The 24,544-nt window shown below is 39.6% G+C and carries 28 protein-coding genes and 1 pseudogene; 9 read left to right on the plus strand and 20 right to left on the minus strand.

Going from position 1 to position 24,544, the window contains the following annotated elements:
• Window positions 1-171: 171 nt before the first annotated feature.
• A complete protein-coding gene (locus tag AY606_RS02535; protein WP_067864198.1) occupies window positions 172-738 on the plus strand; it encodes a DUF4385 domain-containing protein in 567 nt (188 codons plus the stop codon).
• A gap of 470 nt (window positions 739-1,208) precedes the next feature.
• Here AY606_RS02535 and AY606_RS02540 read toward each other — a convergent pair whose 3' ends face one another.
• Both AY606_RS02540 and tsaD read right to left on the minus strand, forming a co-directional pair.
• Window positions 1,209-2,150: a sensor domain-containing diguanylate cyclase gene (locus tag AY606_RS02540; RefSeq protein WP_067864201.1), complete on the minus strand. Its 942-nt coding sequence runs from the start codon at window positions 2,148-2,150 to the stop codon at window positions 1,209-1,211.
• 205 nt (window positions 2,151-2,355) lie between these two features.
• Window positions 2,356-3,372 carry a tRNA (adenosine(37)-N6)-threonylcarbamoyltransferase complex transferase subunit TsaD gene (gene tsaD / locus AY606_RS02545; RefSeq protein ID WP_067864205.1) on the minus strand — a complete coding sequence of 339 codons (1,017 nt, stop codon included), beginning with the start codon at window positions 3,370-3,372 and terminating at the stop codon, window positions 2,356-2,358.
• Window positions 3,373-3,516: 144 nt separating this feature from the next.
• Here tsaD and rpsU point away from each other — a divergent pair, with 144 nt between their 5' ends.
• Together rpsU and AY606_RS02555 are read left to right on the plus strand one after the other, a co-directional pair.
• Window positions 3,517-3,732, plus strand: a complete 216-nt coding sequence (rpsU, locus tag AY606_RS02550) for a 30S ribosomal protein S21 (RefSeq protein ID WP_004652785.1) — start codon at window positions 3,517-3,519, stop codon at window positions 3,730-3,732.
• A gap of 32 nt (window positions 3,733-3,764) precedes the next feature.
• Window positions 3,765-4,211, plus strand: a complete 447-nt coding sequence (locus tag AY606_RS02555; RefSeq protein ID WP_067864208.1) for a GatB/YqeY domain-containing protein — start codon at window positions 3,765-3,767, stop codon at window positions 4,209-4,211.
• A 73-nt stretch (window positions 4,212-4,284) separates the two neighbouring features.
• On the opposite strand, the gene AY606_RS02560 is transcribed toward AY606_RS02555, so the two are convergent.
• The 14 genes from AY606_RS02560 to AY606_RS02625 all read right to left on the minus strand — a co-directional run bounded on the left by AY606_RS02560 (window position 4,285) and on the right by AY606_RS02625 (window position 17,530).
• Window positions 4,285-4,647, minus strand: a complete 363-nt coding sequence (locus tag AY606_RS02560) for a hypothetical protein (RefSeq protein ID WP_067864211.1) — start codon at window positions 4,645-4,647, stop codon at window positions 4,285-4,287.
• An 81-nt stretch (window positions 4,648-4,728) separates the two neighbouring features.
• Window positions 4,729-5,097 carry a GFA family protein gene (locus tag AY606_RS02565; protein ID WP_067864213.1) on the minus strand — a complete coding sequence of 123 codons (369 nt, stop codon included), beginning with the start codon at window positions 5,095-5,097 and terminating at the stop codon, window positions 4,729-4,731.
• A gap of 49 nt (window positions 5,098-5,146) precedes the next feature.
• Window positions 5,147-6,586 (minus strand): M48 family metalloprotease, encoded by a 1,440-nt coding sequence (locus tag AY606_RS02570; protein ID WP_067864216.1) that lies wholly within the window; start codon window positions 6,584-6,586, stop codon window positions 5,147-5,149.
• 86 nt (window positions 6,587-6,672) lie between these two features.
• Entirely contained in the window at window positions 6,673-7,641 is a 969-nt protein-coding gene (locus AY606_RS02575; RefSeq protein ID WP_067864219.1) for a 2-hydroxyacid dehydrogenase, read from the minus strand.
• Window positions 7,638-8,306, minus strand: a complete 669-nt coding sequence (locus tag AY606_RS02580; RefSeq protein ID WP_067864222.1) for a hypothetical protein — start codon at window positions 8,304-8,306, stop codon at window positions 7,638-7,640. The genes AY606_RS02575 and AY606_RS02580 overlap by 4 nt, the downstream gene beginning before the upstream one ends.
• 114 nt (window positions 8,307-8,420) lie before the next feature.
• Window positions 8,421-10,271, minus strand: a complete 1,851-nt coding sequence (locus AY606_RS02585) for a M48 family metalloprotease (protein ID WP_502692102.1) — start codon at window positions 10,269-10,271, stop codon at window positions 8,421-8,423.
• Window positions 10,272-10,402: 131 nt separating this feature from the next.
• Window positions 10,403-11,941, minus strand: a complete 1,539-nt coding sequence (gene purF / locus AY606_RS02590) for an amidophosphoribosyltransferase (RefSeq protein WP_067864228.1) — start codon at window positions 11,939-11,941, stop codon at window positions 10,403-10,405.
• A gap of 24 nt (window positions 11,942-11,965) precedes the next feature.
• Window positions 11,966-12,553 (minus strand): CvpA family protein, encoded by a 588-nt coding sequence (locus tag AY606_RS02595; protein ID WP_067864231.1) that lies wholly within the window; start codon window positions 12,551-12,553, stop codon window positions 11,966-11,968.
• Window positions 12,550-13,560, minus strand: a complete 1,011-nt coding sequence (locus AY606_RS02600) for a quinone-dependent dihydroorotate dehydrogenase (protein WP_067864234.1) — start codon at window positions 13,558-13,560, stop codon at window positions 12,550-12,552. Before AY606_RS02600 ends, AY606_RS02595 begins: the two co-directional genes overlap by 4 nt.
• 90 nt (window positions 13,561-13,650) lie before the next feature.
• Window positions 13,651-14,130: a type II secretion system protein M gene (locus AY606_RS02605; RefSeq protein WP_067864237.1), complete on the minus strand. Its 480-nt coding sequence runs from the start codon at window positions 14,128-14,130 to the stop codon at window positions 13,651-13,653.
• Window positions 14,130-15,269 (minus strand): type II secretion system protein GspL, encoded by a 1,140-nt coding sequence (gene gspL / locus AY606_RS02610; protein WP_067864241.1) that lies wholly within the window; start codon window positions 15,267-15,269, stop codon window positions 14,130-14,132. The genes AY606_RS02605 and gspL overlap by 1 nt, the downstream gene beginning before the upstream one ends.
• A 30-nt stretch (window positions 15,270-15,299) precedes the next feature.
• Window positions 15,300-15,755, minus strand: a complete 456-nt coding sequence (sixA, locus tag AY606_RS02615; RefSeq protein ID WP_067864244.1) for a phosphohistidine phosphatase SixA — start codon at window positions 15,753-15,755, stop codon at window positions 15,300-15,302.
• A gap of 77 nt (window positions 15,756-15,832) precedes the next feature.
• A complete protein-coding gene (locus AY606_RS02620) occupies window positions 15,833-16,906 on the minus strand; it encodes an NAD(P)H-dependent glycerol-3-phosphate dehydrogenase (RefSeq protein WP_067864247.1) in 1,074 nt (357 codons plus the stop codon).
• A gap of 48 nt (window positions 16,907-16,954) precedes the next feature.
• A complete protein-coding gene (locus AY606_RS02625) occupies window positions 16,955-17,530 on the minus strand; it encodes a nitroreductase family protein (RefSeq protein ID WP_067864250.1) in 576 nt (191 codons plus the stop codon).
• Window positions 17,531-17,754: 224 nt separating this feature from the next.
• Here AY606_RS02625 and AY606_RS02630 point away from each other — a divergent pair, with 224 nt between their 5' ends.
• A complete protein-coding gene (locus tag AY606_RS02630) occupies window positions 17,755-18,135 on the plus strand; it encodes a hypothetical protein (RefSeq protein WP_067864254.1) in 381 nt (126 codons plus the stop codon).
• Between the two features lie 117 nt (window positions 18,136-18,252).
• On the opposite strand, the gene rhlB is transcribed toward AY606_RS02630, so the two are convergent.
• Window positions 18,253-19,404 (minus strand): ATP-dependent RNA helicase RhlB, encoded by a 1,152-nt coding sequence (gene rhlB / locus AY606_RS02635; protein ID WP_067864257.1) that lies wholly within the window; start codon window positions 19,402-19,404, stop codon window positions 18,253-18,255.
• Window positions 19,405-19,502: 98 nt separating this feature from the next.
• Window positions 19,503-19,715, minus strand: coding sequence for a cold-shock protein (locus tag AY606_RS02640; RefSeq protein WP_004648643.1), 213 nt, complete (start codon window positions 19,713-19,715; stop codon window positions 19,503-19,505).
• 380 nt (window positions 19,716-20,095) lie between these two features.
• Between AY606_RS02640 and AY606_RS02645 the strand changes: the two genes are divergently transcribed.
• The 5 genes from AY606_RS02645 to AY606_RS02665 all read left to right on the plus strand — a co-directional run bounded on the left by AY606_RS02645 (window position 20,096) and on the right by AY606_RS02665 (window position 22,872).
• Window positions 20,096-20,329: a sulfurtransferase TusA family protein gene (locus tag AY606_RS02645; protein ID WP_067864525.1), complete on the plus strand. Its 234-nt coding sequence runs from the start codon at window positions 20,096-20,098 to the stop codon at window positions 20,327-20,329.
• A 139-nt stretch (window positions 20,330-20,468) separates the two neighbouring features.
• Window positions 20,469-21,338, plus strand: a complete 870-nt coding sequence (gene rpoH / locus AY606_RS02650) for an RNA polymerase sigma factor RpoH (RefSeq protein WP_067864260.1) — start codon at window positions 20,469-20,471, stop codon at window positions 21,336-21,338.
• A gap of 148 nt (window positions 21,339-21,486) precedes the next feature.
• Entirely contained in the window at window positions 21,487-21,852 is a 366-nt protein-coding gene (locus AY606_RS02655) for a DUF423 domain-containing protein (protein WP_067864262.1), read from the plus strand.
• A gap of 24 nt (window positions 21,853-21,876) precedes the next feature.
• Window positions 21,877-22,074 (plus strand): sulfur carrier protein ThiS, encoded by a 198-nt coding sequence (gene thiS, locus AY606_RS02660; protein WP_067864265.1) that lies wholly within the window; start codon window positions 21,877-21,879, stop codon window positions 22,072-22,074.
• Between the two features lie 12 nt (window positions 22,075-22,086).
• The gene (locus AY606_RS02665) at window positions 22,087-22,872 is read left to right on the plus strand and encodes a thiazole synthase (RefSeq protein WP_067864268.1); all 786 of its coding nucleotides are present in this window, start codon (window positions 22,087-22,089) and stop codon (window positions 22,870-22,872) included.
• Between the two features lie 289 nt (window positions 22,873-23,161).
• Here AY606_RS02665 and AY606_RS02675 read toward each other — a convergent pair.
• Window positions 23,162-23,743, minus strand: a pseudogene (locus tag AY606_RS02675) (NAD(P)H-dependent oxidoreductase).
• Between the two features lie 189 nt (window positions 23,744-23,932).
• Window positions 23,933-24,544, minus strand: a complete 612-nt coding sequence (locus AY606_RS02680) for a glutathione binding-like protein (protein ID WP_067864272.1) — start codon at window positions 24,542-24,544, stop codon at window positions 23,933-23,935.

The raw sequence follows: 24,544 nt of genomic DNA on the forward strand, positions 1-24,544 counted from the left end.
TCAAAAGATTTAAATCAGTTTATTTGGACGATATAAACAACTGTTGCTATATTCATTGCAATTTTGACATATCAAAGTCCATCAAAATGCTTCAAACTCTGCAAAATCTCTTGAGAGTCACGAATATTGTTCATTATTCAGTGGACTCACACATTTTAAGGAATCTCCCCTATGACCAATAACGAACAAGACTCATTAACAGCCAAGCCTGATGGCAAACCATTTTCACGCAGCTTTGACTTTTCACTCGACTTTGAAAAAATTAATTTTAGAAAGCGTCCAGAATTATATCGAATTGGTCGTGGTGAAGATGGTGTTTTATTGGTTGAACCTTATACATCTGAAATTTCACCATTTTGGAAATTTGAAGATGAAGCTCAAGCTATTGAAAGTAGTACAAAGATTTTTGAATTATTTCAAGATTATTTAGAGAAAAATGATTTTGTTGGCGCAGACATGGCAAGAAAGTTTTTGCTGATGGGCTACACCCGTGCACGTCGCTATGCACACCATAAAAAAGGCAGCCAAAAAACTGGCCGAAAAAATAAAGGTGTTACCTCTACAGTTAAAGCAGAACTAAATGAGGCTGTTACAGCCGAAAAAAAGCCACGTAGCACCGAAGATCAGGTGAAAGCTGCTGTTGCGAAAATCTTTAAAGACAAGAGCGATCAAGCTAAGTTAAATCAGAAATATATCGAACTTAAAGAAAAATTCAATGAAATAATTCGCGAGGATTAATTGAACGCCGTTATTTAAATATCAATGATAGTTAACAATTAAAGAGCAGTTTAAATTTAGAAACTGCTCTTTTTTCATTGTCTAAAATCATTTTTATCCATGTCACATTGCATGGCTTTGTTCTACGAATTCAGGCTAACTGCCGATGTAATTTCTATGATGCAATCAACAAAGAATTCTATCTATTTATTAGAATTAATTACAATTCTATTCTTTTAATAGATTTTTCAAACAGAAGTTTACCAAAACATTCTGCTGTTATATTGAATTATGAATAAGAAGTTTTATGGATCGAAGCTTATAAATTAAAAATACTTGCTTATTGGAAATGTGCAAAGGCAACTCAAGCTGTCACTGCTTTTTTTGAGCAAGGTACGATAAAGCCGAGATAAATAACGCCTATCTAATATTAAAAGACCAATTCAATCATTTTATGGAAGAAAATAACCATAATTGATTTGATAAAAATTTTAGGCTTTCAACTTGATTTGATGTTTATGCTCATACATCTTTTTATCTGCCTCAACAGCCGCCTTAAAGAGGCCTTGAGAAGGATGACGCATAGCGACTCCAATTGCTGCGCATATTTTTGCTTGTGCTAAAGCCTCTGTAATTCGATTTAAAAGTAGGTTTGCACCCATTTCATCATTTTCCACACTTAGAATTACAAACTCATCTCCACCTAAGCGCGCCACAATATCGTTTCCGCGTGCGGTTTCACGCAATACATATGCAGCCTGCTGAATCAAGTCATCCCCTTTATTATGTCCTAAGCTATCATTCACTTTTTTTAGATCATTTAAGTCGATAAAAAAAACTGCAGCAGGATGCCCATAACGCTTACAACGTTCTTCTTCTGCATTTACCAACTGCTCCCAAGCTCGACGGTTGTAGAGTCCGGTTAATCCATCTCTTAAAGCTTCCGCTTCTAAGCGCTCACGCTGACGAATTTGTTCATTTTGACGCAGTTCAGCTTGCAGAATATTACTTAACAAGTTACCGAATAATTCGATTAATTCGACATCCTGAATAATGGCTTCGGATTTTGTTTGCGGATCAATGGCACAAAGCGTACCAAACAGGCTTCCATCTTCATTAAAAAGAGGCTGGCCAATGTAGGATTTAATACTGACCTGTCGGTTAATTGGCGCAGTTGCGTATAACGGTATGTCTTCCGAGCGAGGCGCAATTTTAGGCGCTTTACCAACAACCATATGAGAGCAAAAAGAATCTGCCCACAGAAATACCTGTCCAGGTTTAACATCATAACCATGGTCTTCGCTCTGTAGTACAATCCAGTCTTTACCCTCTACTCGAGTAATCATCCATAAATTAAATCCGAAGCGTTGATAGAGATACTGTAATACAACTTTTCCAGCTTCTTGAAAACTTTCGATATTTTTATGTTTCATCCGAGTTGGCCTATTTTTATGATCTTGAAATAATGATTTTTCATGATCTAATTTAAAAGATTTTTCAAAAATTCAGTAAAACCTATTCTGAATATAATATCTGATATACGCATGGATCTATGCAATTATTTTTTGCAAAATCAGTTCGCATTAAAATAAAAAAGAGACTTCAGCCTCTTTTTTTTAAATCTTGAAATTTCACTCATTAAGCTTCGTTTGGATTTGAAAGCTCTGTCATCGGCCAACGTGGGGTCGTCGTAACCGCCAAACCCTCATATTGCCCAGCTTTTAAACGCTGATAACCTGCAAAAGCAATCATTGCACCATTGTCAGTACATAAAGCAGGTTCTGCATAATAGACTTGCGCCTGAATTTTCGCTAAATCTGCTTCCAGGCGTTCACGTAAACGTTTATTCGCGCTAACACCTCCTGCGATTACTAAACGTTTTAACCCTGTCTGTTTCAGTGCTTTAACCGATTTTTTCACCAAGGTATCCACCAAGGCTTCTTGGAATGATGCTGCAATATCCGCTTCACGGTTTTGACCTTCGACTTTTTTCAATTGAATTGAAACCGCAGTTTTTAAACCACTAAAAGAAAAGTTCAGACCTTGATGCAACATTGGACGCGGGAAATCAAAGGCTGTTGCGCTACCTTGCAGTGCCAATTTTGAAATATTGGGTCCGCCCGGATAAGCCAAGCCCATCATTTTAGCGACTTTATCAAAAGCCTCACCCGCTGCATCATCAATCGATTCGCCAAGCAATTCATATTGACCAATACCGTGCGCTGCCATGAGCTGAGTATGACCACCTGAGACCAATAAAGCGACAAACGGAAATTCTGGTGGTGTAGCAGATAATAAAGGCGCAAGCATATGGCCTTCCATATGATGCACACCAATGGCCGGTTTGTTTAAGGCAAATGCCAAGGTACGCCCGAATAATGCACCCGTCATTAATGCACCCATCAAGCCTGGACCACGCGTATATGCGATAGCATCAATGTCTGATTTCTCAATATTACTTTGTTCAAGCAATTGATTAATTAAAGGAATTAATTTTCTTACATGGTCACGTGAAGCCAGTTCCGGCACAACACCACCATATTCTGCATGCAGTTTAATCTGACTATATAACACCTGTCCTATCAAGCCGACTTCACTGTCATAGAGTGCTAACCCAGTTTCATCACAAGAAGTTTCTAAGCCAAGAACGATCATTAAACTGCCTTTTACCAGTATCTAAATATTGCTAAAGCTATTATAGACTTGTGGTATGAGATGTAAATGAGTAAAATACTGTCCTTCACTTGTGATCTAAGGCAATCGTGCCTAGATCTTATCCATAACTTATGAGGATTCTTCATGCCACAAGTTAAATTGAAAGAAGGCGAACCAGTAGACGTAGCTATCCGTCGTTTCAAACGTTCATGCGAAAAAGCTGGTGTTTTAGCGGACGTTCGTAAACGCGAATTCTACGAAAAACCAACTCAAGAACGTAAACGTAAAAAAGCTGCTGCAGTTAAACGCTATCAAAAGAAATTGACGCGTGAATCTGTACGTACTACTCGCCTTTACTAATTAATTTGTGATTGACTGCCTGGACAAGATAAATGACTACTTTAAAAAACCAAATAACCGACGTTTTGAAAGCAACTATGCGTGCCAAAGAAATGTCAAAGTTAACGGTAATACGTGGTCTTCAGGCGGCAATTAAGCAAATCGAAATCGATGAGCGTAAAGAGCTTGACGATGTTCAAGTTCTTGCGGTCATTGAAAAACAAATTAAACAACGTAAAGATTCGATTAAAGCCTTTGAAGGCGCTAATCGACAAGACTTAGCTAGTAAAGAACAAGCCGAACTTGAGATTTTATCTCAATTTCTACCAGCAGCTATGACTGAGGAAGAGCTTGATTCTATCATTGCGCAGACTATTTCTGCTCAAGAAGCTACTAGCATGAAAGATATGGGTAAGGTGATGAATTCTCTGCGTCCGCTCATAGCCGGGCGCGCCGATCCTGCACAAGTTTCCGCTAAAATTAAAGCTAAACTTGCATAATCCTACTTCTATATAATTCTTGACTTAACGTTGAACTGCCTTTATTTAAAGACAGTTCAAGTGTATCCCCTTCTTATTTCAGATCACACTGAATATTATATTTTTTCAAAACCAGCATCTCTTTTGATAACATCACTTGATGAATCACATCCTGCTTAGTTATCTGTCTAAATTTACGATCTAAAGAATCCCGGTTTCGATCTGCTGCTTGATACAACTGTTCCACATAATTACCCACAATTCCGCAGAATTGAACGTGCTGTTGGGGTGTGAAACTGGTTTGCTGAGCATCTAGACTACTGAAAAAATTTCTGGTGTCCTGCTTATATTGTTCAGAAATTTTTTCTACCGATAATACGTATTGCTCAACACCTGCCAAGACAACACTTGATGCCGTGCACCCAATTAGAAAACAAGAAAATAATATTTTTTTCATCATTTAATCAATCTTGTTAATCGTTAAAAATATAAATATGGCTCAATATTATCATATACTTAGCTTTTATAACGGTAGATTTTATCCATCAATATGTAGAAAAGATGGCTGATATTGAATATAAGCCTGCTCTATGGGTGCCGGTAATTCGCCCACAGTGACCGTTCCCAAGCGTAAGCGGATAATTTCAGGTGAATCTATCCGATAAGAATAAATTGGACTACCGCATTCCTGACAAAAAACACGTGCCTTATTCGGGCTATGAAAATATTCTTTTAGAAATTTAATCCCACTGCTAATTTCAAATTTTGATTTCTGCAAAGGACTGTTCCAGCCAAAGATTGAACCTTGAGCCATTTGGCAGTCTTTGCAGTAACATATGATAGTTTTTTCAATTTCACCATGATAGCGATACTTCACCATTCCACATAAACATTGACCTTCTATCATGCTTAACTCCTTATTTTTATTATTCAAAATTTAAAATAATGAATTTAATTTAAATTTTTAACTGTCGCTCTTTTTGCATTTCATTAATTCGTATTTTTAATTTTGCCGACAAGACTTCATTATTTTTAACCAAGCGCTGTGCATGCAATAACGACTTAATCGCATTTTCTTCCCAGCCCGACCAATATTCTACTTCTGCACGATAACGCAGGACATTGACCGTTCTAAATGGGGATTGTTGATCAATATTTGCAGTTTGTTGCATCAAGCGCCAAGCCTGAATATCCCGAGGATTTTTATTGGTAAAACGCTGAATTAAGCTCTGGGCTTGAGTAGCCTGTTTTTGACGAATCAACACTTCCGCCAACTTGAAAGCCAAAGCACGATTTTCAGGCATAATTCGCACGGCCGACTGAATTGCTTTATAGGCTTCATCGGTTTTATTTTGCCCCAAATAGATATCAGTTTGTATGAGCACCAGCAAATTATTTAAGCGCTGCTGTGCCTTGGCCTGATCTAAAACTTGTTGGGCTAAAACATAGTCGCCTTGTTTGAGATAAAAAGCGGATAGCGCCAACTGTCCTGCAAAATTTTTACGATTGGCTAAAATTTGTAATTGCTGTTCAGTGGCTTGATTAGAAATTACCCTACTGTACCATTTCAGTATTTCAAAATCTTCATCATGCAAACTTGATTTCACTTTGGGGAATTGATTGGCGCGTAAACGTGCTTCACTCATCCGTTCTGTACTGAGTGGATGGGTTAACCAAAAATCCGGCAAAAAACTGACTTTGCTGGTTGCCCGATCCATCACCTCAAAAAAGTCAGCCATACTTTGCGGATTATATCCGGCGGTATACATGTACTGCATACCGATACGGTCTGCTTCACGTTCCTGGTTGCGACTATAATTCAGCTGCTTGTCCATTATTGCAGCCTGCGAGCCCAACATCACTGCTGTACCCACATCACTATCTGCTTGTGAAGCCACCAACGCTCCAACCAAAAGCCCAGCAAGTGTCAGAAAACCTTGTCCCTTAAATGCCTCTTGTGAGCGACTGTAATGACGTTGTGATACATGGGCAACTTCATGCGCCATTACTCCCGCCACTTCATCCATATTTCGTGCAGAGGTCACCATCCCTGTATTAATGGCAAATAATCCACCGGGAACAGCAAAAGCGTTAATTTGAGGGTCATTGATAATGACTAAACCAATAGGTTGCCCAAACTGGGTTTGACTTAAAATATGGGAAAATACACTGACCAATTGATCCTCTAACCATGGATTTTGCAGCACAGGCATTTGTTTTTGAACTTCGCGAAATACTTTTTCGCCAATCATTTTTTCTTTTTGTTGATCAATTAAACCGACTCCACCGCCGATTTCAGGAACATTAAACTGTGGCGTTGAATTCACATTCGCACTGTGCGTCAGCCCCATGATTGACACTAAACCAATACTGCAAGCCAATAAAAACCGTTTCAATGTTATATTCTCAAACTGCTTTTTCTCAATTTATCCGACTATAACATTGAAAATTGGAGGGATTTGCAATGAAGTGTTATCAATTTTTAAGAAAATGAAGCATTCACCACATAAGGCGGTGTTCGCCCTTCAAGCGCATCGACCAAATTACGATAAGCCAATTCAGCCATTTTTTTGCGTGTTTCTGCAGTCGCAGAACCGACATGTGGCAAAGTCACCACATTCTCTAAATTAAAAAGCTCTGATTCCTGTAAAGGCTCTTTTGCATAAACATCTAATCCGGCAGCAAAAATCTTGCCTGCTTTTAAGGTTTCAATTAAGGCCTGCTCATCTACCACAGAACCACGGGCAATATTCACAAACACAGCATGTGGCTGCATTTGATCAAACTCATGCTGACCGATCAAGGCTTTGGATTCTGGATTTAAATCAACAGCGACCACTACAAAATCTGATTGTTGTAATAATTCATCTAAACCGCAATATCGTGCGTTTAAAGGCTGTGCCAATTCCAGCTTTTCACGGCGATTATGATAAAGAATATTCATATTAAAGCCATAAAAGCCACGACGCGCGACAGCAGCACCAATATTACCTAGACCAATAATACCTAAAGTTTTACCAAAAATATCACGTCCAAATTGTACTTCAGCTGCGGTACGTTTCCATTGTCCTTGCTTGGTCCATTGATCCAAATAAGGCACTTTACGCGCAGCACTCATCAGCAAGGTAAAAGCCAAATCGGCTGTGGTTTCCGTAAGCACATGAGGCGTGTTAGATAACCAGATTTTTCTCTGATTTAAATAAGCAAGATCGTAGTTGTCATAGCCTACGCTAACACTGGAAATAATTTTAAGTTGTTGTGCTGTGACCAAATTACTTTCATTCAGCAGGCGCCCTGCACCAATCATGGCATCTGCATCTTTAACCTGTTCTCCGATCTGCTCGTTGACGTCCCCCAGTTTTGGATTAATGACTTCCACCTGATATTGAGCTTGTAAACGCTGCAGCACCTCTGCATCTAACTGACTAAAAACAACAACTTTTTTGTTCATGTAGCATCCGGGTTTTGGTTGGTTTTTTGCATAAATTGCCATAAGCGTTTTTTTAATAATGGCTGGCCCAGCATCTCTTGCAAACCAGCCAGATGAATACTTTTTGAATGATTAAAATAAGGGAATTGCCCTAAAAAAATAATATTCTTATCCGTACTAATGGCATCTATAAAACCTTGTACATAACTTTCTGCACCGCGCCCATCCTGAAAATTCATTAAAGGAAATGGCCACTGTAATTCATAATATTCCGCTTGAACGGCTTGCTGAATATTATTCCACAATTGCTGTTGTTCAGTGCTCAGTTCAGTCGCATCAATCACAATAACACAATGTGGCAAACCAAAAGCCTGCAATTGAAAAGCCGCTATGTGGAGTGCTGGTCGCTCTTCAATCACTTGAGACACAACTTCAGCTTGAACTTCTTTATCAACAACCGGTGGCGTTGGGAGTTGTTCTGGTAGATCAAGTGTTTTAAGCTGTTCAGTCTTTGGCTGTGGAGCTAGGGGGATTTGAGCTTTCGCAACCACAATTTCGGTCAGATATTCAGGTGCAGCCTGATCTCGCCAAATGGATGAGGATGGCATATTTTGGCACACAGCACCCTGAGGAACCCAGATATCGATTCCTAATGTTGCCAGTATGTCACGCTGATGCCCTATCATCTTTTTCATCACCCATTGAATGCTTGGTATTCTAACGAGATTAGTTGCCTTTTGCTGATCTTTTCTCAAAGATTAGTTTAATCATCACCCATCTATAATTTTATCGCATCCAGCTTATACAATTATTAAACTATTTTTTTTCTGCATTTGCTCAACCATTTCATTCGTTTCGAAACCCAAACGCCAATACAGCAATTGCAAAACATCCAGTTCATCTTGGGTGATAATACGATCATTCCACAAACATAATTCAGCAATGCCTAAAATACTTAAACGGTCACGCAGTAGTAAGCCTGCAATATCATTTAAGATTTCTGCCAAATCAATCGGCTCATCTGAAATCTCGGTATACATTTCCAGTTCTTTCGCACTCAACACACGCTTGAGAATCTTTTCACGTACATCCAGCTGATTCAGGCTATTGATTTGCTGCACATGCAATAAGGCATCAATCAAACGTACAATATGCGGTTTCACTTCTTCTAATGACGTTGGTGTATGTAATGGCAGAAGATTGAGTTCAAATTTCACATATTCAAGTAGCAAGGCATCTAGCAGACCAATTTCACCATCTTCTTGAATAATACGTGCCAATTTCATTAAAAACTGCCGCGCAATGGTGGCAGGCATTGCTCCAATATTTTTACAGGCATCATAGAAAATAGAGATATGGACTCGTCCATCTAAATTCAACAATGAATCCACAATCGCCCGACTGACTTCAGCATCTGCAGGGATAAATTCACGATACTGCCGAATCATTAAAATCGACACCATCACTTCTCGCGAACCTGTCGCCGTCTGTAAGGCACGCTGGATTAACTCAGGGCGTCGTATATTATTTCGGAGGGCCGGATTTAAAGGCTTAATCGCGTCATTAATTGCAAAACTAATCGGTGATAAACGCAACAGTGGAAGCGGTTGAGGGGAACTCCACGGTGAATATACTTCACTATTCATTTCATCCAGTGACCGGAACAAACTAAACAGCGGCTGATTACGTAATTTTTTTAAATTTTCGAGCTGTAAATCCTGTACCAATCCTGGGTTCATTTCATAAATGCGCTGCTCAATGCTTGGATGGATATTCATCCAGTTTTGCGGACTTAAAGAATTAGCAAAACACATATGAGAAATGGATTCCGCATATTCACTGTGAATTTGCGAGCCGGAATGATGGACATAAATTCTTAATAGGGTTTGTACATTGGCATCGTTTTGAATCAGACGTTTGGTTTTTTGATCATTTTTATATGTTCGCCCACCCAATGAAATATATTTAATAAATCGTGCAATCAAAACACCGAGACTTCCAACCAGCCAAATTACCCCACCCATCGCCACAAAAAAAGTTGCGAATTTATGCGTATGTGCTTGACCATGCTTGGTAAAACCCAGCTTGGCAATTTTACTGCCCCACTGGCTAAAAGTGGTCAGACTACTGTAGAGAATTTTTAGACGGGTATTTTCGGCGGTTTCACCGGATAAAATTTTATTAAACTCATGACTTAACAAGCCATAAAGTTCCAGTTCATCTAAATTTTGCAATGCCCCCCAAGTCAAAATAATGACAATATCACTTGGATAAAAACCTGCCGTGAGTGCATTCACCCCCACTTCATCGGGCAGCACATAGACTGCGGGAGTATCAATTAAAAAGGTTTCGGCAAGTTGCTGGGTTATTGTTAAGGCAACACTTTCTTCAGGAATACTTTCGATTAAGCTTAATCGACGCGCACCCAACTGTTTTGTCAGCGAATGCCCCCCAGAACGAAAGACATAGAATTCATACAACACAGAAATCGTCATCAGGCTCAGCAAGAGCGCAATGAGATAAGGACTCAAAACATGCCAAAAAACGGACTGGGTAGGATCAAGATAAAATACCCACAACCCCGTGATCGTATTTAAAATGAATAGTGTGAGCAATACCGCAAGTACACAAACACTTGCAGACCAAACCATATTTTTGTTTTGAATAAAAGAATAACCCGCACTCTTCAATGTGAAGATCCTTTATTACAGTGTATTTTGTTTAAACATCATAAATTAAAAAAGCGGGAAATTCCCGCTTTTCATAGAATTAAGAAGAATTTTTATTCTTCTTTCACTCCAGTAAGGTCAACCGATGCAGCATCAATATTGACATCAATATAACCACTGACAGCTTTTTTTGCAGAATCATTGCGTTTACGCTCAAGCTCATCTAGATAAGCTGCATCAATTCCGCCTGCCACATACACACCATCAAAAACTGAACAATCAAATTCTTGCAGTGCAGGTACTTTACTGGTGCGAACAGCACCTTTTAAATCTTCCAAATCTTGGAAAATCAAACGGTCAGCGCCAATAATTTCACGAATTTCTTCAACGCTACGGCCGGATGCAATCAGCTCATCTTTCGCAGGCATATCAATACCATACACGTTTGGATATTTTACCATCGGTGCAGCGGAAGCAAAGAACACTTTCTTCGCACCGGCATCGCGTGCCATTTGAATAATTTCGTTACAGGTTGTACCGCGAACAATCGAGTCATCCACCAGTAAAACATTTTTGCCTTTAAACTCAAGCTCAACCGGGTTCAATTTTTGACGAACTGATTTTTCACGTTGTTGCTGACCCGGCATAATGAAGGTACGTCCGATATAACGGTTCTTCATAAAGCCTTCACGGAATTTAACGCCCAAGATATTGGCAAGCTCTAAAGCTGAAGTACGTGATGTATCTGGAATTGGTATCACCACATCAATATCGTGCTCTTCGCCCCACTCACGTGAAATTTTATAGGCAAGTTTTTCACCCATTTTTAAACGTGCTTTATAGACTGAAATGCCATCTATGATTGCGTCTGGACGTGCAAAATACACATATTCAAAGATACAAGGACGATATTCAGGATTTTCTGCACATTGCTTGGTAAACATTTCACCTTCTGAAGTAATGAAGATTGCTTCACCCGGCTCAATATCACGTTCAACTTTAAAGCCCAAAGCAGTAATGGCGACTGATTCAGAAGCAATAATATATTCCATGCCTTTTTCAGTTTCACGCGAACCATAAATCAGTGGACGAATACCGTTTGGATCACGGAAGCCCACCAAACCATGTCCGGTGATCATTGCCACAACGCCATAAGCACCTTTACAGCGCTCATGTACCCGTGTAACCACCTGGAAAATATCTTCTGCAGCAGGATTCAACTTGCCATTTTTTTGCATTTCATGCGCAAAAACGTTTAGAAGCACTTCAGAATCTGAATCGGTATTCATATGACGAAGATCTGTTTTAAACAAATCATCGTGAATTTCTTCAGCGTTGGTCAAGTTACCGTTATGCGCCAAGGTAATCCCATAAGGCGAATTCACATAAAACGGCTGTGCTTCTGCACTGCTTGATGAACCTGCTGTTGGATAACGTACATGACCAATACCGTAATTACCTAGCAGTGCACGCATGTGACGCGTATGAAAGACGTCTCGTACCATACCGTTGTCTTTACGCAGGAACAAACGCCCTTCATGACAAGTTACTATTCCGGCTGCATCCTGACCACGATGCTGTAACATCGTTAATGCATCAAACAACATTTGGTTAACAGGTGATTTACCAGCTATACCAACTACTCCACACATAGCAACCTCGCAAACAAGCTAGGATTAATAAAAAGGATTATTTGTTGATTCATCTGTACGCGCTGCATGTTTCTGCGTTTTATCAGATGATGAGTCGGAAGATGTCGGCGCACCTTCATCGGACTTGATATGATTGAGCGCTCCATGCGCGGCTTCTTTGGAAAGCTCGGCTGCCCATGGTGCATAAGGGATAAGAAGTTGTACAAATTTAGACTGTTTCCAGTGCGGAGAACTTTCCACCCAGGGACCAATGCCCTGCATGGTAACAAGTACAATCATTAAACCCTTTAAAGAGCCAAAAGCACCACCTGCCAGTCTGTTGAGCGGGCCCAGTTTTAGACTCTTTAATATCTTGTTGAGGAATGCAGTAATAATCCAGGTTAATACCACCATGACCAATACAATAAATGCAAAAGCTGCAATTTTTTGTACCACCGGATCTCCACTGAGTGAGACCATCGAAGGTGCCAGGATGGTTGCATATTTTGCACCGATGATGAGTGCAAAAATCCATCCTACCAAGTTCGCAAAGGCTGAAATCAATCCTTTTCGCAAACCGTTAAGCCCTCCAATGAGCAAAATAATCAGTATGAAGATATCCAGTGTATTCATGGAGTATTTAGCACATCAACACACTCTTTAACCAGTGTTGGACCTGTATATATGAGGCCGCTATAGATTTGTACAAGGCTTGCACCTGCAGCTTGTTTAGCAACGGCCTGCTCACCCGACAAAATACCGCCGACTCCAATTAATGGAATTTGACCTTTCAATGCTTTTGAAAATGCTGCAAGACAAGCGGTACTTTTTTCAAACACCGGTGCGCCCGACAAGCCACCCGCTTCATTACCGTGCTTGAGATTTTCCACGCCTTCACGTGACAAAGTCGTATTCGTCACAATCAAACCATCAATTTTAAACTGGATCAATTGCTTTGCAATAAATTCGATATCTTCGACTGTTAAATCTGGCGCAACTTTAAGCACCAAAGGGACATAATGCTGATGTTCTTCGGCCAGTTCAAGCTGACGCTTTCTTAATGTTTCCAGCAATTCTGTCAGCGCATCACCGCTTTGCAAGCTGCGCAAATTTTTGGTATTCGGCGATGAAATATTGACCGTCACATAAGAGGCGTAGTTATAAACTTTTTCCAGACAAATCAGATAATCATCGACTGCATTTTCAACAGGAGTATCGGCATTTTTACCAATATTAATCCCCAAAATGCCTTTGAATTTTGCCGCTTTGACATTTTCAATCAGTTTGTCTACGCCATCATTATTAAAACCCATTCGGTTAATAATGGCTTTGGCTTCAGGTAAACGGAATAAACGTGGATGAGGATTACCCGCTTGTGGACGCGGGGTAATGGTTCCAATTTCAATAAAACCAAAGCCCAGTCCAGCCAGGGCATCAATATAAGCGCCATTTTTGTCTAAACCGGCCGCCAAACCTACCGGATTGGGAAATTGAATCCCCATACAAGTCACTGGTTTAGAGGCAATGCTTTGACGCATCATGCCCATGCGATGAGCTGATTTCAATAACGATAGTGTCAGCTCATGTGCACGCTCTGGTGCTAAAGAAAACAACAAAGGGCGGGCAAGAGAATACAACATATCTGTAAAAGTCTACTGCTTTTTAAGTCGCCATATTATAGGCATAGCCCATGGAAAACGCCATGCTTAGCGGATCTTTATTTTTACCTATTATTGCACTGTCGCTGTTAATTTAATCTGACCTGCCTCGGAAATGAATTCTATTTTTTCAAGACTTAATCCCATTTGCGCGAGTTGGGTTAAAAAATTTGCCAAAATGGCATAATTTTCATGGGCTGCCACAATTTGAATTTGTTCACCCGCTTGCTGTGATGCAACCGATAACCCTTGCTGCTGGGCAACACGTTGCACTTTATCTGCTGCAGTTAACTGCAAATCATCTGCTGGTTTCATGGTCACTGCATTACTTTGCATCCACACCATCATGTCTTTTAAATCATTAACTCGGTTTTGCTGCTTGTTTGCTGCTGCATGCATAAACCAAAGTGTCGAACCAATCGCTATAACCACAACAAAAATAGTGGTAAAAATTACCATGTAGCGTTCACGTACAGACAGCCGGTCTAAATAATCGGTAACTCTCTCGATGGATTGATCAATCGAGCTTTGCAGTTTTTCTGATGTATTCATTATTGTATTTTCACCAATCCAATTGCACCCGTGCCATTCGGCTGAATATTGCCTAATTCAACTTTAAACCCTTGCTGATTCAGTTGTTGCGTTAAAGTTTGCAATGCCGTCGCAGAATTGGCTATCAGTTCCATATTTAAAACTGAAGCATCGTAGTTGATACGCTTCGCCACAATTTGATTCTGCATTAAAACCGGCCCCACCCGACTGAGTAATTGCAAGGCTTGAGTATTGGCACTTTTATTCAAACGCACATGACTTTCAAACTGGCTTTTTAAATTCTGCTCGGTGACACGGCTACTCTGTCCAAACCAGTATTTATATTGATCAATCGCTTGTAGCGCGGTCTGATCTGCCACTTTTCGATACTTATACCAGCGTGTTGCATCATAGCTAAACTGCACTATCAAAGCAGCGACCAACACGGCAGCACAGGCTTTCCAATACCCTGCAACACCAGTGCTGTTTTTCGCTTTCGGCAAGATATTAAAAGGATGAGCTTTGGCTTTTTTTAAGACGGGCAATACATAATGAAAAAATTCTGTCTGCTCATGCGTGACCATCGCTTCCAGGCTTTGCATTTGCTCAGCACTAAAATTGCTAATTTTATAACGTTGTCCTGGCGGCTGATAATCTAAAAATAAGGCTAAGTCATCAACCGAATTTCCCAGAAATTCATTTTCACGTGCTAGCAAGCGCCCAGATATATTAGCTATAACAGTTTGACCTGCTTCAGGAATAGGTAAAATCTGAAAATCAGGCAACAAGGAAATGACTTTAACCGGAATCAAGCTTAAAGCATGATTTAGCATTTCTACTGTGCTATTGGCTACACCCAAAATGAACAACTGATCTGGATTTTGAAAATGATGTAAAACTTTCATTGCATCAATGGGTAAAACCACAAACTCTTCTAAAAGATACTTGACCCCATCCCCACCCAATTTTTTATATTGTGATTTGGCTAAAGTCTGTTGCAGCATTTGCGTATCACGGCTTGGAAAAAACACGATGGCCTCTTCCCCATGATAAGCTTGAGTTTCTTGAATCAAATGTTCAAGACTAGAGACTGTATACCAGTTCTCTCCAGTCGACCATTGCCAAACCCCATTGGCTTCAGGCATCCATAAATACAACATTAATGTTTTTCTGCCGTTTTAATTAATATTTTATGTGTTTGGAATAAAGCTTTTTAATTGTGTTGATAAGCCAGCCGCAATCACTGCTTGTTCATATATCCGCGCCTCAGCCAGAGCATAAGGATTGAACGGCTCGGATGTCAATAATGAGGAAATATGCGCCACCACATTCATATGACACACCACCACAATTGATTCATAAGGTAACTGGGACAACCATTCAACTGCAGATTTTGCATCATCTTCAGGTTTAATCTTATTACATACCAGTACAGGCACATCATTAAAATAATGTTGCAGATGGGCTAAAGTTTCTTGAGCACGTAATAAAGGACTCACCACAAATACATCGGGTTTAATCATGTCCTTTAAATATTCTGCAGTTTGTTGTGCCTGCTTACGCCCTCGCTTGGTTAATGGGCGTTTGTCATCATTTCCATTGACCGCAGCAGAAGCTTCACCATGACGGACTAAAGTGAGTTGCATAAAATTTCCTTATTTTCAATCTGCAGCAATTATAACCCAGCTTTATGACAGCGCTTATTCATTCAAATATTTTAAAATTATACTTCATGATGGGGCAAAACGAATTCCACATCACTGCGATGTCCATTTTTCATCAATGAAAGTGCAATGCTTAAAGGCGGTGCGCCTTCAAAAATCACATCATATAAAGCACTGGTAATGGGCATGTAAACATCCAGTTCTTCTGAACGGCTGCGTACCTGAACAATAGTGTTAATCCCTTCTGCCGTTTGACCCAATTCTTTGATTGCCTGATCCAAGCTCTTACCAGAACCCAATGCAAACCCGACTTGGTAGTTTCGACTGAGTGGACTACTGCAGGTTGCAAATAAATCGCCCACGCCAGACAAACCTAGAAAAGTCAGCGGATTTGCACCCAGTTTCACTGCAAAACGGCTCATTTCTGCCAATGCACGGGTCAAAATCATACTCTTGGTATTTTCACCTACTTTATAAGCGGCTGCCATCCCCATTGCGACGGCATAAATATTTTTTAATGCCCCGCCAAGTTCTACTCCATGCACATCGTCACTGGCAAAGACACGGAATAAAGCACTATGTAAGGCTTGCTGTACTGCATAACGCACCAGTTCAGACTCACTGGCGATCACTGTCCCTGCGGGCTGTCCTGCCATAATCTCTTTGGCCAGGTTCGGCCCAGAAAGCACCCCATAAGGCACTTCAGGCAATTCTTCACGAATAATATCGCTCATAAAACTAAAGGTTTTAGCTTCAATACCTTTGGTTAAAGAGATAACTGCCTGTGAAGTAATAAAGGGCTTAATTTGTTTGAGCACATCACGAAAAGAATGGCTGGGAATCGCCACTAAAATAATGTCACGATTACAAATAGCCGTTTCTAAATCAGATACCGCTTTCAAACCGGGTTCCAAAGTAAAATCGGGTAAATATCGTTTATTGATATGGGTTTGATTAAGTTCTGCTGCAGCAACTTCATCACGAATCCAGATCATGGTCTCGCAACCATTACGTACTGCAGTATTCGCCATTGCAGTACCAAAGCTTCCCCCACCTAACACTGTGACGCGTAACGCCGTTTTTTGATTTAAGCATACAGGTTCAACTAGATCTGAAAATTTCAACTCTGACATTCTTTTTATATCTCGACTCAGTATTTAATGACTCAGTATTTTATAAAGTTATTTATTCCAATAACTCACATAATTTTGTGTATTTATTTCTGCACGTGCAGGAATTACTTTTGCTGCCGTTCCAATATAAATAATTCCAGAAATTAAATCATCTTCTGCAAGCCTTAAAGCCTGTTTAAATAAATTCGATTCAATCACGGCACCACTGCGCCACATACTTGAAAAACCCTGAACTTGTAATGACAACAAGAAATTTTGTATTGCTGCCCCGGTACTTAAGGTTTGTTCAAAATTGGGAACTTTTGGATGAGGCTGAAACTGTGTTAAGGCCAGCACCAAAAGTGGCGCACGAAATGGATGGTTTTTGACACGTTCCAACTGAACCGGATCAGTTTCGCCTAAATCTGCCAAAGCTTTAGACAGCAACTCACCAAAAACTTCACGTTGATCACCAGGAATAACCACAAAGCGGGTTGGCTTTAAACGGTGATGATCCGGTGCAGTCAGTGCCGCTTGAAAAGCTTTTTCCAACTGTTCTGCATTCGGTGCAGGCTCGACTAAATGGCCAATCGACTGACGTTGATGAATATTCAAATGAACCATATCTACCGCTGAATCAGTCATTAACTTTCATATCTGTGTACTAAAATATTTAATCAAGATTAGCATATTCTTATTCAGATACTCTAGAGCAATTAGCCAATACCCTTCCCTCATTCTATCCTTGTCTATTTAGCAGTCACACAGGCACCATATAAAACTGCATATTTTATACAAGTCTTTCAAAATGCATCTAAAAAGTTATGCTCAAATACTTTTATTCTTTTAAAACAAATCAGGGGAAAAAGATGAATAAAGTTTTTGCGCTCTCTTCCACAGTAGCGATTGCTCTTGCCTTAACCGCATGTGCATCTAATCCGACTACATCATTAGCTATTCAAAAACAAAATAACCAATATGAAGTGACCGGTGTAGGTAAGAGTAATCTCATTTCTAAAAATAATGCGATTACGGCTGCCAACAATGCTTGCGGCAAAAAAGCCACTCCAGTCGTGATGGATGAAAAAACTGAATACAATGGAGCATTGAAAGGCGTTGTTGATGATAAAACAGGACAAATGATTCAAGCTGCAACCAGTGTTCTGGGTACTTTAGCAGGAAAAAGTGCCAGTCTAGCTCGTGATGACGACTACCAAACAGTTCTAACATTTACTTGCCGAGCAAACTAGATCCTTAGAAAACCATTCTATTTCATCATATCCAGCAGATAATGATATTTTGAGTGACACAATAAAAAGCCGCTTTAAATAAGCGGCTTTTTATTTAACATTTTATTTAATAGCAAATTAACAATAACCTTCCATACGGGTTAAAGGTAGTTTTTGACCAATGGCTTTTTCAATTTCTGGAAGGTAGAACGCATCATCTTCAGACAAGAAACTAATACTGACACCTTGTGCACCCGCACGACCGGTACGACCAATACGATGAACATAATCATCTGATTGTTCAGGCAAAGTAAAGTTTATAACATGTGAAACACCATCTACATGAATACCACGACCCGCAACATCGGTTGCAATCATAATATTATGTTGGCCATTTTTAAACTGATCGAGCATTTTGGTACGCTTGTCTTGTGCAATTTCACCTGACAACATCACAACCTTATAACCATCTCTTTTTAAATGATCATACAGTTTACGCACCTGGTCACGACGATTGGCAAAAATCATCACTTTTTCAATCGGTTCATCGCGTAAAATTTCTTGCAACAATTTATATTTATCTGTTTTTGCAACCATGTAAACGCGTTGCTCAACATCTGCATTGGTTTTCTTTTCTGGCTCAATCTCAACAGTCACTGGTTCAAACAACCATTGTTGTGCCAAATTTAAAACATCATAGCTAAAGGTTGCAGAGAACATAAGCGTTTGACGTTGTTCTTTACGCGGTGAATAACGCACAATTCGTTTTACAGATGGAATGAACCCCATATCCAGTAAACGGTCTGCCTCATCAATCACTAAAAATTCGATTTGATCCAGCCAAACTTCTTTTTGTTCAACAAAGTCAATTAAACGACCTGGTGTTGCCACAATAATATCGACAAACTGTTTATCGAGTTGTGCTTTTTGCTTATCAAAATCAACACCACCCAACAAGGTAACCACATGCAAATCGGTAAATTTGGTTAAATCTTTGGCATCACTTTCAATTTGTAAAGCTAACTCACGGGTTGGAGCAAGAATGAGCGCGCGTGTTTCACCACGAAAACGTTGTTCTTTAATCGGATTATTTAACAAGTCATTAATCACACTAACCAGGAAAGCGGCTGTCTTCCCCGTTCCTGTCTGTGCACGACCAATGGCATCATGTCCAGCCAAAGTAAATTTTAAAACCTTTTCCTGAATCGGTGTCATTTCTGTGAAACCTAAAGCATCAATCGCTTGTTTAAGTTTCGGATGTAAATTTAAGGTTTCAAAACCAGATGACATATAAATGTGCTCTAACTTAATAATCAGGAAAATTATAGCCTATTATAAACAAAAACGCCCCAAATTACATTGGGGCGTTCTCATGAATAATCAGGCGATTAGTCTAAAGGTTGTACTTCTTCAGCTTGGAAGCCTTTTTGACCTTTAACTACGCTGAATTCAACACGCTGGCCATCACGAAGTGAACGGTGACCGTCACCTTGGATAGCGCGGAAATGAACAAATACGTCATCGCCGCCGTTACGTTGAATAAAGCCGAAGCCTTTAGTGTCGTTGAACCATTTAACTACGCCTTGTTCACGAGCTGTCATAAGTTAATCCTCATTGTATTTAATAGAAGGACCACCCGGTGTTGCAAACAGCAGAGTAAACAAGGTTTAAAAATATTTATTATTTCTAAGCTTGTAATCATTCTGTATTACTATTAACAAAATCCCGGTTACATCCATTACTGCATTCAATTTTAAGACAAATTTAAGTGTGTCATTAATTTGAATACGCAACGAGCTTATCATGGGTTTATAACAATTCATACTGTTTTTTTTGAATAATTTTCCGTTTGATCGAGTTTTATTTTACTAATTATTTCCGTATTTATATAAGTAGTTTTTCTGTTGAAATTATATAATTTCGTTTAGCTTTGGCATCAAATTTGCTAACATTTAAAAAATTTTTTCAGAAATTTCATGAGATGAATGAGCGAGCCAGCACAGCGATTATCATAGATGCGATGGGTAAACCTTGCCCCATGCCATTATTGATGCTTAAGCGAGCGATCAAGAATAAAACAGAGTATCTGTTTTTATTGAAATCTTCAGATCCGCACAGTCAGCAAGATGTACTGCGTTATTGCCAAATACATCAATTGAAGTGCAATATGACAAAAATAACTGATTTTGAATATCACTACTTAATTGAATCTTAATTATTTTCATTTAAACTAGAGCTTTTCAAATTTGCATAAAAAATTACATTTCTCTACCCAATATCCCTTAATTCAGAAAAATATTGGATTAAGATAAAATTTAAGTTGGTTATGCCACCCAATCCTTTAAGGAGAACACATGAGTGACAGCAGCAAGCAATTGATGCCCCTGTCATTATCGGCGCCAGGGGTAAATCTCGGTGCTTATATCAGTACTGTCAATCAGATTCCTATTTTAACGGCTGAACAGGAAAAAGAGTTGGCCGAACGCTATTATTACGACCAAGATTTAGATGCCGCAAAAATGCTGGTCATGTCGCATTTGCGTTTTGTCGTCCATATTGCTCGTAGTTATGCTGGCTATGGTCTACCACAAGGTGACCTGATTCAAGAAGGCAACTTAGGTCTAATGAAAGCGGTTAAACGTTTTGACCCGACTATGGGTGTACGTTTGGTCTCTTTTGCCGTGCACTGGATTAAAGCTGAAATTCATGAATATGTGATTCGTAACTGGCGTATTGTTAAAATTGCGACCACTAAAGCACAACGTAAACTGTTCTTTAACTTACGTAGCTTAAAAAAATCGACTAAGAAGCTGACCCTTGAGGAAGCAAGATCGATTGCCCATGACTTGAATGTAACAGCTGAACAAGTCCTGGAAATGGAAGGTCGTTTAACAGCCTACGATGCAGCATTTGAAGCTCAGGGTGATGACGATGATGAAGGTTCCACTCATGTCGCACCGGCTTTATATTTAGAAGATAATCGTTACGATCCAGCACGTTTAGCTGAAGAAGAAGATTACGAGCAACAAAGTACATCTGCTCTGCATAGTGCAATGGATCTGCTTGACGATCGTTCGCGGAACATTTTGCAACGTCGCTGGCTAGATGATGAAAAATCAACACTGCATGAATTGGCGGCTGAATATAATGTCTCTGCGGAGCGTATTCGCCAGTTAGAAAAAAATGCCATGGAAAAAATTAAAGTCGCCATGTCTTCTAATTAAGCTATTGGACTTATTTTATTCGTTTTTAAAGAAAGGGCTGCGTGCCCTTTTTTTCATCCTTAAACATTTGTATTGTCGCATTTGGCCTTTTGTGTAAACACTAAAATATGCTAAGTTAGGCGCAAATTTACTCAGGTGATCATTGCTTATGTGGATTGCAATTTCAGCCCTTAACTTGGCATTTGCTGTCATGCTGGGTGCATTTGGCGCGCATGGCTTAAAAGCACATGCGAGCGAAGTCCAATTGACTTGGTGGCATACCGCAACTGATTATTTTTTCTATCATGCCCTGGGGCTGTTAGCACTTGCCATTCTCAGTAAAGTTATTCCTCAATTGCCTGTTAAAGCCAGTTTCATCCTGATTCAAGTCGGTATTTTATTTTTCTGTGGCTCACTGTACCTAATGGCCCTAGGTTTACCCCGGGGATTAGGTGCGATTACACCTTTTGGTGGTGCTTTAATGATTGTAGGCTGGCTGGTACTGGCGTGGAATGCATTGAAGTACGCAAGATAAGGTAAGGGAATAGGGAAAATCACTATGCATATTTATTTAAATGGCGAATCAAAAAATACCTTATGTACTAATTTATTAGAATTGGTTCAAGAATTAGCCTTGGAAGGCAAACGCTTTGCTGTAGAACAGAATGAAATGATCATTTCCAAAAACAAATTGGCACAAACCCCCATTTGCGCTGAAGATCATATCGAAATTATTCATGCCGTCGGTGGCGGCTAATTCGGAGCTCCCATGGAAGATACCCCGCTTATAATTGGTTCTCGTACATTTAATTCACGCTTATTGGTCGGTACAGGTAAATATAAAGATTTAACTGAAACTGATTTAGCCATTCAAGCCAGTGGTGCAGAGATTGTTACGGTCGCAATTCGCCGCGTAAATATTGGTCAACATCCTGATCAGCCGAATTTACTTTCTGTGATATCACCAGAAAAATATACCATCTTACCTAACACTGCCGGCTGTTTTGATTCCGACAGTGCGATCCGTACCTGTATGCTGGCCCGTGAACTGCTGGATGGTCACAACTTGGTTAAACTAGAAGTATTGGGTGATGAAAAAACCCTATATCCCAATATTACCGAAACTTTAAAAGCTGCCCGTACCTTAATTGACGATGGCTTTGAAATTATGGTCTATACCTCGGATGATCCAATTGTAGCGCAAGAGCTAGAGAGTATGGGCTGTGTGGCGATTATGCCTTTAGGCAGCCTGATTGGTTCAGGTTTAGGCATTTTAAATCCGCATACCATTTCCATTATTAAGGAAAATGCCAAAGTTCCCGTGTTGGTCGATGCTGGTGTCGGTACAGCGAGTGATGCTGCTATCGCAATGGAACTGGGTTGTGATGGCGTACTGATGAATACCGCGATTGCTGCTGCACAAAACCCTATCTTGATGGCATCTGCAATGAAAAAAGCAGTCGAAGCCGGTCGCGAAGCATTTTTAGCGGGTCGCATGCCACGTAAACGTATGGCCAATGCCAGCTCGCCTGAAACAGGGTATTTCTTTAAATAAAGTTAAAGCTTAAAAAGGGCTCTTTTGAGTCCTTTTTTATACTTCAAGAATGTAATTAAAGACTTAAACCCTTTTGCATAATCCGGATTTTAACCTCAAGTACATCATCTTTAACTTGCTTTTGATACGCTTGCATATCCGGTGTGTGTAAATGTGCATTTAAATGTTCCATACTTTTTCCACTGTTCCAACATGGTAATTGTATCAGGCATTTTAGTCTGATCATTAGGATCAGATTCATGATCTACCAGTAATTCATAGCCGTAACATCCATTTTATTACTAAACCACTAGGCAAAAACATCCATCAAATGCTGGCGATATTTATTTTCATATTCAGCGACATTCGGCATTTTAATCACATCCTTTACGATGAAGGTGCCTAAACTTTTCATCCCTAAAAATTGATTGGCTTTATGAAATGACAGATACACCCCGTCAACCCCGACGCCATGAAAAAATTGATCAGCTTCATTAAACGCTTCCATGGGCGCATTCCACGTTAACGATAACATATACTTTTTATCGTGAATGAGACCACCTGAACCATATTTTTTCGATGCATCTGAACGAGATCGACCATCACTGGCATATAAAGTTCCATACCCTTCTGTAAAAATATCATCAATATATTTTTTTACTGTCCCAGGTGCACACATCCACCAATCTGGCATTTAATCAATAATCACATCTACCCCCACATATTTTTGAATTTCTTCCTAAATTTTATAGTAGTTATCTGCAGGAGAAATTTTAATGCGATGACCCAGCTCACCAAGCACAGCATTTGCCAATTTAGTTAAAGTATTATTTAACTCGCTATTTGAGTGTGCAAATTGCTTGGCACCATTCACAATCAGGATATTACTTATTCATTCGCCTTGAAGGATGTGTTTAAAGCGACCAATATACGCAACTATTTTATTGCTAAAAATTCATGAATCTGCAAAATACTCTTGAAAAAAAAATCAACAATAAAAATTCTCTAGTTATTTAACATTTCACACTCTTAAAAGCAAAGAAAAAAGCACCCTCAGGTGCTTTTTAAAATTAATGGAAAATTAAGGAATTAGACCTTCATCACGCATCGCGATTTGTACCGACTGGCGTTCAGCCACTTTATTACGTAAGGCAATAATATGGTTATACGGCGTAAGGTCATGCCCAATACCATTCGACCAGTTTGTTAATACAAATAGATAGGCATCTGCGGGACCAAAATTATCATCAACCAAATAGTCGTTATCTGACTCGCCAATGGTTTTTTCAATATAGGTAAGCAAACGATCAATTTCAGCATAGGCTTTTTCTTTCGCTTCATCTGACAAAGGCGCACCGAAAAATACCGCATAAGCATCATGTAATTCAGAGTTTAAGTAACCCAACCATTCCAGAACTTTGGCACGCCCCAAACCAGACGGCGGAATTAAATCTTGTTTGGGATCATGTTGGGCAAGAAACGGTAAAATTGCCACATTTTCAGTCAGAATCAAGCCTGGATTAATTTCTAAAGCCGGAACATAGCCCTTTGGATTAATTGCGTAATAATCAGCACCTTTTTCTGTTGTATGTGTTTTTAAATTGACACGCTCTAAATCAAAATCGACATTAATTTCATTTAAAATAATATGTGATGCTAGAGAACACGCGCCCGGGGCGTAATAAAGCTTCAT

Source organism: Acinetobacter sp. SFB (assembly GCF_001647545.1).
Lineage (GTDB): Bacteria > Pseudomonadota > Gammaproteobacteria > Pseudomonadales > Moraxellaceae > Acinetobacter.